The sequence below is a fragment of the Pelomonas sp. SE-A7 genome, assembly GCF_030345705.1.
Lineage (GTDB): Bacteria > Pseudomonadota > Gammaproteobacteria > Burkholderiales > Burkholderiaceae_C > JAUASW01.
This window is the reverse complement of sequence record NZ_JAUASW010000001.1, coordinates 478,746-492,034: the sequence shown is the minus strand read 5'-3', so window position 1 is coordinate 492,034 and position 13,289 is coordinate 478,746. Positions and strand designations below refer to the sequence as shown.

10 protein-coding genes are annotated in these 13,289 nt (G+C 67.6%); all 10 read right to left on the bottom strand.

The genetic code is table 11. The annotated features are described in order from the left end of the window. Positions 1–11: 11 nt before the first annotated feature. The 10 genes from QT382_RS02250 to QT382_RS02205 all read right to left on the bottom strand — a co-directional run bounded on the left by QT382_RS02250 (position 12) and on the right by QT382_RS02205 (position 13,287). Positions 12–959 carry a polysaccharide deacetylase family protein gene (locus QT382_RS02250; RefSeq protein ID WP_289252418.1) on the bottom strand — a complete coding sequence of 316 codons (948 nt, stop codon included), beginning with the start codon at positions 957–959 and terminating at the stop codon, positions 12–14. Continuing rightward, a complete protein-coding gene (locus QT382_RS02245; protein ID WP_289252417.1) occupies positions 959–2,266 on the bottom strand; it encodes a putative O-glycosylation ligase, exosortase A system-associated in 1,308 nt (435 codons plus the stop codon). The genes QT382_RS02250 and QT382_RS02245 overlap by 1 nt, the downstream gene beginning before the upstream one ends. A gap of 3 nt (positions 2,267–2,269) precedes the next feature. After that, a complete protein-coding gene (locus tag QT382_RS02240) occupies positions 2,270–3,589 on the bottom strand; it encodes a UDP-glucose dehydrogenase family protein (protein ID WP_289252416.1) in 1,320 nt (439 codons plus the stop codon). 109 nt (positions 3,590–3,698) lie between these two features. After that, positions 3,699–4,910 carry a glycosyltransferase family 4 protein gene (locus QT382_RS02235; protein WP_289252415.1) on the bottom strand — a complete coding sequence of 404 codons (1,212 nt, stop codon included), beginning with the start codon at positions 4,908–4,910 and terminating at the stop codon, positions 3,699–3,701. Beyond that, entirely contained in the window at positions 4,907–6,076 is a 1,170-nt protein-coding gene (locus QT382_RS02230; RefSeq protein WP_289252414.1) for a glycosyltransferase family 4 protein, read from the bottom strand. Before QT382_RS02230 ends, QT382_RS02235 begins: the two co-directional genes overlap by 4 nt. Before the next feature lie 16 nt (positions 6,077–6,092). Further along, positions 6,093–7,997: an XrtA/PEP-CTERM system amidotransferase gene (locus QT382_RS02225; RefSeq protein ID WP_289252413.1), complete on the bottom strand. Its 1,905-nt coding sequence runs from the start codon at positions 7,995–7,997 to the stop codon at positions 6,093–6,095. An 11-nt stretch (positions 7,998–8,008) separates the two neighbouring features. Next, positions 8,009–9,154: a TIGR03088 family PEP-CTERM/XrtA system glycosyltransferase gene (locus tag QT382_RS02220; RefSeq protein ID WP_289252412.1), complete on the bottom strand. Its 1,146-nt coding sequence runs from the start codon at positions 9,152–9,154 to the stop codon at positions 8,009–8,011. 10 nt (positions 9,155–9,164) lie between these two features. Then, positions 9,165–10,448 carry a nucleotide sugar dehydrogenase gene (locus QT382_RS02215; protein WP_289252411.1) on the bottom strand — a complete coding sequence of 428 codons (1,284 nt, stop codon included), beginning with the start codon at positions 10,446–10,448 and terminating at the stop codon, positions 9,165–9,167. A gap of 59 nt (positions 10,449–10,507) precedes the next feature. Continuing rightward, complete coding sequence (gene xrtA / locus QT382_RS02210) at positions 10,508–12,073, bottom strand: exosortase A (protein ID WP_289252410.1); 1,566 nt, start codon at positions 12,071–12,073, stop codon at positions 10,508–10,510. Beyond that, the gene (locus QT382_RS02205) at positions 12,070–13,287 is read right to left on the bottom strand and encodes a TIGR03087 family PEP-CTERM/XrtA system glycosyltransferase (protein ID WP_289252409.1); all 1,218 of its coding nucleotides are present in this window, start codon (positions 13,285–13,287) and stop codon (positions 12,070–12,072) included. Before QT382_RS02205 ends, xrtA begins: the two co-directional genes overlap by 4 nt. Positions 13,288–13,289 lie beyond the last annotated feature (2 nt).

The following is a 13,289-nucleotide window of genomic DNA, read 5'->3' as shown; positions in this document are numbered from 1 at the left end:
GGGCCTGGAACTCAGGCCCGGCGCAGGTTGGCCAGCATGCGCCAGCCGAAGCGGCTCAACGACCGGTCCCAGGGCGTGAAGCGGTAGATCTGCATCAGGTCGTCGCCCTGGCGGCTGGCGCCCCAGGCGGTGCTGACCGCCGCATCGAAACCCAGGCGGCGCGTCAGCTCGACATTGGCCGGCGAGTAGTCCTCGCCCGGCTTGCCGTTCGGATAGGCGAACAGGCCGACCCGCTCGCCGAGCAATTCTTCCAGGCGCTGCTTGCTGCCCAGGATCTCGGCCTCGGCCGCCGGCTCATCCAGCTTGGCCAGGATGGGATGGGACAGGGTGTGGGCGCCGATCTGCATGCCGGCACGGCGCAGTTCGACCACCTGTTCGGAACTCATCATCAGATCGGTCGGCAGCTCGACCTGCGCCAGCTGGGCGATCTGCCCGCACAGCTCCAGGCGCCGCGCCACCGGCTGGTACTTGACCTGGCCGACCAGGCTGCGGACCGCCGCGCGACGGTCCTCGATGCTGGCGAGCGGATGGCGGCCCAGGTCCAGCGAGCTGAGGTCCAGCTCGGCCAGGCGGCAGGCCCGTACCGTCTCGATCAGGCTGTCGTTCCACATGCGGCCACCGTCCAGGAACCCGGTGGAGATGAAGAAGGTGGCGGTCAGGCCATGCTTCTGCAGGATGGGCAGGGCCACCTCGCGGTTGTCGGCGTAGCCGTCGTCGAAGGTGATGCTGAGCGGGCGGCTCGGCAGGCTGCCATCGGCCAGGCGGCGCGCCGCCTCGTCCAGCGGCAGCACATGGAACCAGCGGGCGAGCCGGCCGCACAGCTCGTCGAAGCGGGCCGCGTGCATCTCGTCGGGGAACAGCGGGTCCACCTCGGGCACGACCCGGTGGAACATCAGCACCGACAGGCGCGAGCGCGGGCCGGCGGGCGCCGCCCAGGCGAGCAGGTTGCGAAGCAGCATCAGCCTATCCTCAAGCCGAACAGCGTCTTGCGCTTGCCGACGGTTGCCGGGTCGGCCGCCTCGGCAGCCTCCTCCATCCAGGCCTTGCGGGCCATCCAGCGGCGCGCCAGCACCACCAGCACCATGATGTTGTATGGCAGGTCGTAGTAGGACAGGCTCAGGAAAGCCCCCCCCACCGCATAGCCGGCCAGGCTCACCTGGGCCATGGCGCCCAGCGGCGCCAGCCAGGCGGTCTCGGCCTGCCTGGCCGCCTCGACACGCAGCTTGCCCGCCGAGCGCCAGACCAGGAACCAGAAGACCAGGAACAGGATGAGGCCGATGAAGCCATGCTCGCCCAGCACCATGAAGTAGATGCTGTGGGCCGCCCGGCAGTCGGTGGGGATCGGCGAATACACGGCGCAGACCTCGGGCACCGAGACCATGAAGCCGGCGCCGAAAAGGCGGTCCTTGGCGATGTTCCAGGCCATCATCCAGGCGTTCAATCGCTGGTTCGCCGAATCATCCTGGTCATAGGTCTTGATCGTGGACATGCGCTCGGTCCACGAATCGGGCATGAAGATGATCACGAGCACGCCCAGGGCCAGCATGACCAGGCCGGCACGGGCCCGGTGTGGGCCACGCCACCACATGACCAGGGCCATGGCCGTGATCGCCAGCAGAGCCCCCCGGGACTGACTGCCGATGGCGGCCACCGCGCAGAGCACCATCGAGGCCACCAGGCCGCGGCGCACCCACAACTTGTCGCTGGTCATCTGCAGGAAGCGCATCAGCGGGATGACCATCACCAGCGCCAGCGCCACCTCGTTGTTGCCATAGATGTAGGTGCCGTCCGGACCCCACACGCGGTACGTACCCCCGGTAGCCAGGGTGAAAAGACCGCCCTTGACGCCGTAGATGCCGACCGAACCCACCATCACCCAGGCCAGCGCCACGATGTGCTGGCGCGAATACAGGACGAACAGCGCGACCAGGATCATCAGGTCGATCTTCATCACGCGGTTCCACAGCGCGAAGCTGGGATCGAAGCGCATCGAGAACGGCAGCGTGATGCACATCCAGGCCATGAACATCGACAGCACCACCATCTCGGGGCTGAAGCGGAAGTTGCGCCGGTCACTGGTCGCCAGCAGGCCGATCAGCGTCGACACCGCCATGATGGCGGCCACCGGCGCATCGGCCAGCCGCCAGGTCAGCGCATGCGGGTTCATCAGGCTGATCCAGGTCCAGCCCAGCACACCCAGGGCAGGATGGCGCAGGCCCAGGAAGGCCAGCGTCGCGATGGCGGCCACCACGGCCAGGGTGAACATGGCTTAGCGGCCTATCGGCAGGTATTCGATACCCATGGCGCGGACCAGTTCGGGCTCGTACAGATTGCGCCCGTCAAAGATCACAGGGGTACTCAGCTCTTGCTGGATCGCATCGAAATCCGGGCTGCGGAACTCCTTCCACTCGGTCACGATCAACAAGGCATCGGCGCCCTTGATCGCGTCCATGGCGCTCTCCACGATGCTCAGCCGCGGCGTGCCTTCCAGCACACGGGCGGCTTCCTGCTGCGCCACCGGGTCATAGGCCCGGACCGCGGCGCCGCGGCGCACCAGCTCGTCGATGATGACGCGGCTCGGAGCCTCGCGCATGTCGTCGGTATCGGGCTTGAAGGCCAGGCCCCACAGCGCAAAGGTCTTGCCTTGGAGGTCCTCGCCGAAGCGGCGCACCACCTTGTCCACCAGCAGGCGCTTCTGCGTCTCGTTGACCGATTCGACCGCGCTCAGCAGTTCCAGCGGCATGCCGCAATCGGCGGCGGTGCGGACCAGGGCCTTGACGTCCTTGGGGAAGCAGGAACCGCCGTAGCCGACGCCGGGATAGAGGAACTGCGTGCCGATGCGCGGGTCGCTGCCAATGCCCTGGCGCACCAGCTCGATGTCGGCGCCCAGGCGCTCGGCCAGGCGCGACAGCTCGTTCATGAAGCTGATGCGCGTGGCCAGCATGGCGTTGGCGGCGTACTTGGTGAATTCGGCGCTGCGCGGATCCATGACCAGCAGGCGGTCGCGGTTGCGCACGAAGGGGGAGTACAAGGCTCGCATCAGCAGGGTCGCACGCTCGTCGTTGCTGCCGACGATGACGCGGTCCGGCCGCATGAAGTCGGCCACGGCCGCGCCCTCTTTCAGGAACTCCGGGTTGGACACCACGGCGAAGTCGAGCTTGACGCCGCGCTTGTCCAGCTCGGCCTGGATGGCGGCCTGAACCTTGTCGGCCGTGCCCACCGGCACCGTGCTCTTGTCGACCACGACCTTGTAGTCGGTCATCAGGCGACCGAGGCTGCTGGCCGCGGCCAGCACGTATTTCATGTCGGCCGAGCCGTCTTCGTCCGGCGGCGTGCCGACGGCGATGAACTGCAGCGTGCCATGGGCCACGGCGCGCTCGGCCTCGGTGGTGAAGTCCAGGCGGCCGGCAGCCATGTTCCGCTGCACCAGCTCATGCAGGCCGGGCTCATGGATGGGGATGCCCCCTTCCTTGAGGATCTTGATCTTGGCCGGGTCGACGTCCAGGCACAGCACATGGTTGCCCATCTCCGCGAGGCAGGCGCCGGTCACCAAGCCCACATAGCCTGAACCAATGACGGTAACTTTCATCTTGCTCGATCCGGTTCTTTGTTCCCGCGCGAGTATCGCGCCTCGGGCCGCCTGGCTCGCCCAGGAAGCTCACGGCAGGTCGCTGTGTCGCTGCCCAGCGTGAAATCCTTCAGGCGCGCCCTGCCCTGGCCAGGCGCGTAAACAACTCGCGCTGGGCGTCACTGGTCGCCTGCCAGCTGAATCCTTCGGCATAGCGGCGCACCAGGCCGCGGTCCGTGGCCTTGGCCAACTGGGCCGCAATGCCCTCGGCAAAGGCCGGGCCGGTGCGTTGCTCGACCAACTGCCCGACCCGAGGATCGGTCACGACTTCGGGCGTGCCCCAGATGCTGCTGGCCACCACCGGCGTTCCGCAGGCCATGGATTCCAGCAGCACATTGGCCCAGCCCTCGCGACTGCTCGCCAGCACGAACAGGTCAGCTGCGCTGTACCAGCGGTAGAGCTCGGTATTGGGCTGCGGGCCGGCGAAGATCACGCGGTCGGCCACGCCCAGCTGCTGGGCCAGCGCCCGCAAGGCACCCTCTTCCTCGCCCTGGCCGACAAAGACCAGGCGGGCCTCCGGCAGCCGGGGCGCGAGCTGGGCCAGCGCCTCTATCGTCAGGTGATGGCCCTTGCGCTCTATCAGGTAGCCGACGCTGATGATCCAGGGCCCCGGTCCCTTGAGGCCCAGCGCTTCGCGGGCCTCCTGGGAATCGACCGGCCGGAAGCGCTCGAGGTCCACGCCGTTGCGGAACACATTGAGCTTCTGCTCGGGCAGGCCCCAGCCGCGCAGCACGTCCATCAGCGCATTGCAGACGCCGATGGAGGCATCGGCCTGCAAGGCCGCCTCATGGATGCGGCGCTTGGCGCGTGGGTACGCGGGGATGAGGTTCAGGTCGGTGCCGCGGGCCGTGATCGTCAACGGTTTGCCGTAGCGCTTTGCCAGCTGGGCCGCCGCCACGCCATCGGGGTAGTAGTAGTGGGCGTCGATGACGTCGAAGTCGAAGCCCTCGTCGAGCAGCTGGTCGATGGCGCGGATCGCGGCACGGGCCAGCGAATCCGGCGCCATGTACATGCCGACCTTGGGCGGCAGCAGGTAGCGCGGATGCAGCACGTCCAGGCCGTTGCGCTGCTCGCGCCTGGGCGTGGCCGCCATCTTGGCGTACTCGCCGAAGCGCGGATGGGTGAACGGAAACCAGGGCACGGGCGCCACCACCTTGGCCTCGATGCCACCGCCCTTGAGCAGCTCGCGCAACCGGGTCTCGACGAAGATGCCGTGGCCCGGCCTCACGCTGCTCGGGTAGAGCGTGGAGAAGGTCAGCAGACGCAGCGGACGGTTGCTCATGATGCTTTGACAGCCCGCAGGCCGTCGAACAGGCCGACGACGCGGCGGGCATGCTGGCTCCAGGTCAGGCCGCGGCGAGTGATGACCGCGCTCGCGTTTGCTGCCACCTTCTCGCGCAGGCCGGCATCGGCCAGCAGCGCGTCCAGCGCCTTCTCTATGCCCTGGTCGTCGTCGGGACGGTAGAGCACCGCATCCTCGCCGTCGCTCAGGATCTCGTGGTGGTTGGGCTGGTCCGGCGCCACGATGGCCTTGCCCAGCGCCAGGTACTCGAACAGGCACAGCGGCGAGGCATATGGCACCAGGGCCGTCTGCAGCGCAATGTCGAAGGCCATGGACAGGGCCGGCACGCGCTCGCGCGGCACGGCGCCGGTGAAGCTCAGCTGCTGCGGCACTCCCAGCTCGGCCGCGCAGGCCTCGATTTCCGCGCGGGCCGGACCGTCGCCTATCACCAGCAGATGCACGTTCTGCCTGGGGTCCTGGGCCGCCACCCATTTCATGATGCGGTCCAGGCGGTCCCATTCACGGACGAAGCCGGTGAAGCCCACGACCAGGCGGCCCTCCAGGCCCAGCTCGGCCTTGGCAGCAGCCGACGTGGGCAAATGCTCGAAGTGCGCCGGGTTGATGCCGTTGGGGATCACATGGATGCGGGCGGGATCGACACCGATGCTGACCATGTAGTCGGCCAGCACCTGGGTCACGGGCAGGATGCAGTCAGCCTGGCGCCAGACATAGCGCTCGATGCGGTGAGCCAGGCCCGGCATGGCCAGGCCGCCGTACTGTGCGCGCTCCACGGCCATGGGCGCATTGACCTCCAGCACCAGCGGAATGCCGAAGCGCTTCTTCGCCCAGACGCCCGCCAGCAGGAACAGGTTGTAGCGCTCGTACAGGCCCTCGGGCTTGTGCTCGCGGATGACCTGCGCGAGGCGGCGGTAGGCGACGAAGGAATAGGCGATCTCGGCCAGCTCGTAGACCGGTCGGGGCAGCCAGGTCTTGAGCCGGCCGACCCAGCCGGCGCTGCCACCGCTGGCCGAGGCCGCCGCGGCATGGACGGCCGGCGCGCTCTCGACCACGGTATGGCCGTTGGCCCGCAGGCCGCGGATCATCTCCTCGATGTGGGTCGACTGGCCGTCGCGCGACGCGGTGCGGTGGTGATAGACGATTCTCATGGGGTCGGTGCCGGGCTCAGGCCGCGCGCGAGACATTGCGCAGGAAGGCGTCGAACATCAGCAGCGTCCACAGCGGCGTGCTGTGGTCGTGCAGGCCGCTCTCGTGCTGCTCGACCAGGCGGGTGATCTCCTGGCGGTTGAACCAGCCGGTCTGGACCAGTTCGCCGCCGTCGTCCAGCAAGGCGCTGCGCACACGCTGTCGCAGCGGACCGCGCAGCCAGCGGGCCAGCGGCACGGCAAAGCCCATCTTGGGCCGGTACAGCACGTCGTTCGGCAGCAGCGGCTCCATGGCCTTCTTGAAGAACATCTTGCCCTCGCCGTTGCGCAGCTTCAGGTCCGAGGGCAGCGTGGCCAGCCATTCGATCAGGTGGTGGTCCATCAGCGGCTCGCGCACTTCCAGGCTGTGGGCCATGCTGGCGCGGTCGACCTTGGTGTTGATGTCGCCGACCAGGTAGGTCTTGTAGTCGATGTACTGGATCAGGGCCAGCGGATCGTCGGTGCCGGCCTTGGCCGCATGCCGCTCGAACAGTTCGATGGCGTTGTAGCCCTGCAATTCGCGGTGCAGCTCGGGGCTGAACAGGCGCTGGCGCGCGGGCTCGCGCACCAGGCCCATGGTGTTGAAGTAGGCCTGTACCGAGTTGCGCGCCATGGCCTGGAAGGTGGTCTTGGCGCGGAACATGCGCGGCGCCCAGTCGGCCTTGGGATAGATCTGGCCCAGCATGCCGAACAGCGGGCGGCGCAGCCCGGCCGGCAGGCTGCTGCGCATGCGCTCTTCCATCATGTGCAGCTTGTAGCGGCGGTAGCCGCCCATGCTCTCGTCCCCGCCGTCGCCGCTCAGGGCCACCGTCACATGCTTGCGCGCCAGCTGGCAGACCCGGTAGGTCGGAATGGCCGAGCTGTCGGCATAGGGCTCGTCGTACAGATGGGCCAGCGTGTCTATCAGGTCGAAGTCGTCGCTGCCGACGATCTCCAGCCGGTGATTGGTGCGGTAGCGGTCGGCCACCATCTTGGCGAATTCCGACTCGTTGAACTGCGGATCGTCGAAGCCGATGGAGCAGGTGTTGACCGGGTCGTCCATCAGCCCTGCCATCGCCGCGACCACGGCGCTGGAATCGACTCCGCCGGACAGGAAGGCGCCCAGCGGCACTTCCGACTTGAGACGCACCTTGACCGCCTCGGTGACCCGGTCGCGCAGCTCGGCGCTGGCATCGGCCAGGCCGATCTGGCGGTCCAGCGTGAAGCGCACATCCCAGTAGGCCCGCGGCGTCGGTGCCGACTTGCCGCGCTCGAACAGGATGCAGTGGCCGGGCTCCAGCTTGCGCGCCTGCTTGAACACACAGCGCGGCTCGGCCACATAGCCCAGCGCGAAATACTCTTCAAGGGCCAGCGGGTCGATGGTGCGCGGCAGGCCGCCATGCGCCATCAGGCTCTTGAGCTCGGAACCGAACAGCAGCCAGCCGTCGTCCAGCAGCGCGTAGTGCATGGGCTTGACGCCCATGCGGTCGCGGGCCATGAACAAGCAGCCGCGGCGCCGGTCGTGGATGGCGAAGGCGAACATGCCGCGCAGGTGCTGCACGCAGTCTTCGCCCCAGCGCTCCCAGGCGCGGACGATGGTCTCGCTATCGCTCTTGGTGCGGAAGCGGAAGCCCTCGGCCTGCAGCTCGGCCATCAGCTCCTGGTAGTTGTAGATCTCGCCGTTGAAGACCAGGCTGACCGAGCGGTCGTCGTTGAAGATCGGTTGCTGGCCGGTAGCGATGTCGATCACCGACAGGCGGCGGTGGCCAAAGCCCAGGCCCGGCTCCAGGTGCAGGTCGCCTTCGTCCGGGCCGCGGTGGTGCTGCGACTCGTTCATCCGGTGCAGTCGCTCCCGCTCCGGCAGGCGCGACTCACGCGTATCGAAAAGCCCGGTAATGCCACACATGTCTTGGGTCCTCAGCGGCGCGGCGCGCCGTCGTAAATCGCCTGGTAGGCCGCCACCATGCGGCCCAGGCTGAACTGTTCCTGGACACGGCGATGGGCGGCCTGCCCAAGCGCCGCTGCCCGCTCGGGACGGCTGAGCAGGGATTCCAGCGCCTCGGCCAGCGCCTCGGCATCGGCCGGCGGCACCAGCAGGCCCTCCTGGCCGCTTTCAAGCAGCTCCGGCGTACCGCCGACGGCCGTGGCCACGATGGGCCGGGCGCAGGCCATGGCCTCCAGCACCGTGTTGCTGATGCCCTCGGCACGCGAAGGCAGGGCATAGATGTCGAACCAGCGCATCAGCCGCGCCACGTCGCTGCGGTCGCCCGGCAGCCAGCACAGCTCGGCCAGGCCGGCCTCGGCCAGGCGCTGCCGCGCGGCTTCGAGCTGCACACCGCCGCCCAGCATGGCCAGGCGGACCCGGCCCGCCAGTTCAGGCGCGCGCTGCAACAGCAGGATGAAGGCCTCGACGAGGTTGAGCGGATCCTTGATCGGATGCATGCGGCCGACCGCGCCGATGACCAGATGTTCGCCCGGCTTGAACGGCCAGTCGGCCGGCGGTGTTTCGCCCGGGTCGCGCGGGGCGAACTTGGCGGTGTCCACGCCGTTGTAGAGCTGATGGACTCGCTTGGGCGCCACGCCCACGCGCTCGGTCAGGTAGCGCTGCAGGTCCTTGGACAGGGCGATGAAGCCGTGGACAAATGGTGCGTACAGGCGCCGCCAGCGACGCGGGCCGGCCGCCTTGCCGTCGGGGTCGGAGATGTCGTAGCCATGCTCGCCATGAAGCCGCAGCGGCACACGCGCGGCCCAGGCCGGCACAGCGAATTCCAGCGCTCCCAGGTTGCGCGTGTGGACCACGGTGGGCCGCAGCTCACGCAGCAGGCGGTACAGACGCGGATAGAGCCAGAAGCCCTGCCCCGGCTGCTTGCCCAGGCCGAAGAACTGGGTGCCCGGCGCGGTCACGCGCTCCTTGAAGGCCGTGACCTCGGTCAGCGCCACGACCGCGTGGCGGTAGGCCGTCATCCCGTTGATCAGGTTGACGACCCCGTTCTCCAGGCCACCGGTATCGAATCGATGCAGCACATGGACAACCAGCGGGCGCGTATCGACCGACACCACCATTGCCGCTGCCTCAGAGGCGCCACACCTTGTAGCCTGCCTCGCCCAGGGCCTTGGCGTCGAACGCCGCCTTCACGTCGATGAAGGCGCCGCCCTTGACCAGCTTCTTGCCAATGTCTTCCATCGACAGGCCGGCGTATTCCTTGTGCGAGACCGCGGCCACGATGGCGTCGGCGCGCGGCAGCTCGTCCCAGGACAGCAGGCGCACACCGTACTCGTGCATCGCTTCCTCGGCTTCGGCTTGGGCGTCGGTCACGCAGACCTCGACGCCATAGCTCTGCAGTTCCTTGATGATGTCGATCACCTTGGAGTTGCGCAGGTCGCCGCAGTTCTCCTTGAAGGTCAGGCCCAGCACATTGACCTTGGCGCCCTTGATGTAGCTGCCGGCGGCGATCATGTGCTTGATGGTCTGCTCGGCGATGAACTTGCCCATGCCGTCATTGATGCGGCGGCCGGCCAGGATGACCTGCGGGTGGTAGCCCAGCATGTCGGCCTTGTGGGTCAGGTAATACGGGTCCACGCCGATGCAGTGGCCGCCCACCAGGCCCGGCTTGAACTTCAGGAAGTTCCACTTGGTGCCGGCGGCTTCCAGCACCTCGGAGGTGTCGATGCCAATCTTGTCGAAGATGATGGCCAGCTCGTTCATCAGCGCGATGTTGAGGTCGCGCTGGGTGTTCTCGATCACCTTGGCGGCCTCGGCGGCCTTGATGCTGGAGGCGCGGTGCACGCCGGGGATGATGATGGTCTCGTAGAGCTTGGCCACCTTGTCCAGCGTCTCGGCCGTGTCGCCGGAGACGATCTTCAGGATCTTGGTCAGCGTGTGTTCCTTGTCGCCCGGGTTGATGCGCTCGGGGCTGTAGCCGACGTTGAAGTCCTGCTTCCACTTCAGGCCCGACTCGCGCTCCAGCACCGGGATGCAGACCTCTTCGGTGGCGCCCGGATAGACCGTCGATTCATAGACGACGGTGACGCCCTTCTTCATGTGTCGGCCGACGCTGGTGCTCGATCCGATCAGCGGCTTGAAATCGGGGATATGGGCCTCGTCCACCGGCGTGGGCACGGCCACGATGATCATGTCGGCCTCGGCCAGCAGGGCCGGGTCGGCGGTGTAGACCGCGTGCTTGGCTTCCTGCACCTGCTCGTCGGTCAGCTCGCGCGAAGGGTCGGTGCCGCGCTGGCAAGCCTCCACCTTGGGCACCGAGATATCGAAGCCGATGGTGCGCATGTGCTTGCCGAATTCCACCACCAGGGGCAGGCCCACATAGCCCAGGCCGATCACTGCAACCGTCGTCGTCATCTTGAATCCTCTATCTCAACTTCTGTTCTTGCAAAACTTTGAGCCCGGCGCCGGGCACTTCAGGGTCGGCTGCCGCGCGACGCCTGCAACTGCCGTTCGATGGCCGGCCAGTTCTCGCTCAGGAACTGCCGCAGGCGCTGCTCGGAACGGCCGCTATTTTCTTCGTCCTTGTCGGTATACACGGTGACAGCGGCCGAATCGTCACCGCGTCCCAACAAACGGGAGGCCGCCGTGTAAAGCTTGACGCGGATGTCGCTGCTGGTCACATGGCCGTCGACCCAGAAAAACTGCCAGACCACCAGGCGGGAGTCGCCGAGCTGGGCCAGCGGACGCAGCTCACCGGTGCGCACGGCCGTGCTGCCGGAAAGAGGCAGTTCAAGGCGCGTGGCCGATTCGCTGACCCGGGCCCATTGCTTGTCGTAGGACAGGACCAGCATGTTCTGCGAATTGGCCAGCTTGCTGTCGTAGCCCTGCTGCCGGTAGTAGGCCAGGTGCAGGCCGACACGCTCGCTGCCGCGGCCATAGACCGTCTGCAGCGTACCGGCCGGCTTCTGGAATACCGGTGACCAGTCGCCCAGCGCGGCGGCGCCGGATCGCCAACCGGCCAGGGCTGGGGCGCTCAGCAAAATGTCCCGCGGACCGGTCTGGCGGTTCAGCCAATCCAGCGCCAAGCGGGTGCCCAGCAGCCCCAGCAGGGCCGCCAGCATCCAGGGCCAGATCGACGCGGCAGCCCCGGCTGGCACGACGGGCAGGTCCGAGGCGGTCACCAGTTGCTCGTCCGGGTCGCTGAAGCGGGCGCCGATCGAGAACATGGCCAGCATGACGATGCCGAAGAACACCCAGCCGTAGATCAGGTGGTCCACGCCCACCGCCAGCTTGTTGCCCGAGACATGGCCCAGCATGACGATGCCGTAGGCCCGCATCCAGTTGGCGACGATGGGCAGCAGGATGGCCACGCCGATGAAGATCAGGCGCTTGCGCATCGAGCGGTAGTTCAGGTACGCGAACAGCGTGCCGACCATCAGCGAGGCAATCAGGTAGCGCACGCCGCTGCAGGCCTCGACCACCGACCAGTTGCCCGATGGGATCACGAACTGCAGGCCTTCACGGTAGACCGGAATGCCGGTGAATCGCAGGGCCGCCACGGTGAAGTCGGCCGTGCTCTCCATCAGCATGGGCATCATGAATTCGCCGATGGGCACGCAGAAGAACAGGAAGCCCAGCGGGAACGCGATGTGCCAGGCGACCTCGCGGCCCAGCACCAGCGGCACGGCCATCACGATCATGGCCACCACGGCCAGTTGCGTCACCGAATTGGTCGACACCAGCTCGCCCAGCAGCCAGCCCACGGCCAAGAGGGCGAGCGGCAACACCATCAGTGGCCAGGCCTTGGGCACCAGGGCAGCCAGCGATTGGCGGCGGCGCCAGATCAGCCACAGCGAGATGGGCGGCACGACGAAGGCATGGGCGAAGGTCTCGGAGCGCTCCCAGATCACGACCATGGCCATCAGCGTGTCACGGAACAGCCAGCCCAGTCCCAGCAGCAGCACGAGCAGCGCTGCCAGGGGCTGGCGCCAATGCGGCGGAATCCCGGCAATGGCGGGCTTGGGCATCACACGGCTCATAGGGCCATTTCCTCGGGCGAGCGGTTCAGATAGGAATCCAGGCCGGACAGCTGTGCGGTCCAGGCATAGGACTGCAGCACGCGCTGGCGTCCGGCGGCGCCCACGGCGACGGCTTCGGCACGGGCGTCAAGCAGCCGCTCGACCTCGCGGACATAGTCCTCGGTCGTTTCGGCAGCAATCAGTTCGCGACCTTCAACGACGTCCAGCGCCTCGACACAGCTGCGCGCAGCAACCACCGGGCGGGCCATGGCCATGGCCTCGAGCACCTTGTTCTGAACGCCGCGCGCCAGCCGCAGCGGCGCGACCACCACGGCCGCATGCTGCAACCAGGGCCGCACATCGGGCACGGTGCCGGTCACGTTGACATGCTCGCCGGCCAGGGCCTGGACCGCGGGCGTGGGGCTGCGGCCGACGATATGGAAGCGCAGCTGTGGCCGGCGTTCGCGCAGCCGCGGCAGCACCTCGGTGGCGAACCACTGGACCGCGTCCACATTGGGCCAGTAGTCCATGGCGCCGGTGAACACCACCGGCGTCTCGCCCGCGGCATAGGGCGACTCGCGGCCCTCGGCCGGCTCGAAGAACTGGGCATCGACGCCATTGCACAGGGCCTTGACCGGGGCCTGGGCCGATTGCGGCGAAAGGCGGCGGAACAAGGCCACTTCCTTGTCGGTCACGAAGAAGGAGCAGCGCGCCTTGGCGGCGACGGCCGACTCGTAGGCCAGCAATCGCTCGCCTTCGCGGCGATACAGCCAGGACATCGGCCAGGCATGGGCGGCGCCGTAGTCGGTCCACTTGGCCGAATCGACGTCGACGAAGTCCACCAGCATGGGCAGCTGCGGCAGCAGCTCGGCGTACTGGGCCATGGACGAGGAGAACACGACGACAGAATCGATCTTGCCGCTGGCGCCCAGCTCGCGCACCCATTGGGCGAGGCCGGCATCTCGGTAGTACGGCAGGCTCAGCGCCTCGCCCGACAGCAGTCCGCGCAGGCTGGCCAGCTTGGCACGCGAGGGGTGCAGCCGGGCCACGTGCAGGCCGGCGCACATGGCACGCAGCGTGTCCACATGCTGCTCGTCTTCCGGGTCGTCGACGAAGGTGCCCAGATAGACCTGGTGGCCGGCCAGCAGGTGCTTGAGCAGGTGGAAGGAGCGCACCTTGTCGCCCTTGTTGGGCGGGTAAGGCAGGCGGTGGACTAGCAGCAGGACGTTGGCCATGA

Excerpts from the sequence above, each read along its gene's own strand:
- QT382_RS02220 (WP_289252412.1), bottom strand. The coding sequence starts at position 9,154 with ATGGTGGTGTCGGTCGATACGCGCCCGCTGGTTGTCCATGTGCTGCAT.
- QT382_RS02235 (WP_289252415.1), bottom strand. The coding sequence starts at position 4,910 with ATGAGCAACCGTCCGCTGCGTCTGCTGACCTTCTCCACGCTCTACCCG.
- QT382_RS02230 (WP_289252414.1), bottom strand. The coding sequence starts at position 6,076 with ATGAGAATCGTCTATCACCACCGCACCGCGTCGCGCGACGGCCAGTCG.
- QT382_RS02245 (WP_289252417.1), bottom strand. The coding sequence starts at position 2,266 with ATGTTCACCCTGGCCGTGGTGGCCGCCATCGCGACGCTGGCCTTCCTG.
- xrtA (WP_289252410.1), bottom strand. The coding sequence starts at position 12,073 with ATGAGCCGTGTGATGCCCAAGCCCGCCATTGCCGGGATTCCGCCGCAT.
- QT382_RS02240 (WP_289252416.1), bottom strand. The coding sequence starts at position 3,589 with ATGAAAGTTACCGTCATTGGTTCAGGCTATGTGGGCTTGGTGACCGGC.
- QT382_RS02225 (WP_289252413.1), bottom strand. The coding sequence starts at position 7,997 with ATGTGTGGCATTACCGGGCTTTTCGATACGCGTGAGTCGCGCCTGCCG.
- QT382_RS02205 (WP_289252409.1), bottom strand. The coding sequence starts at position 13,287 with ATGGCCAACGTCCTGCTGCTAGTCCACCGCCTGCCTTACCCGCCCAAC.
- QT382_RS02215 (WP_289252411.1), bottom strand. The coding sequence starts at position 10,448 with ATGACGACGACGGTTGCAGTGATCGGCCTGGGCTATGTGGGCCTGCCC.
- QT382_RS02250 (WP_289252418.1), bottom strand. The coding sequence starts at position 959 with ATGCTGCTTCGCAACCTGCTCGCCTGGGCGGCGCCCGCCGGCCCGCGC.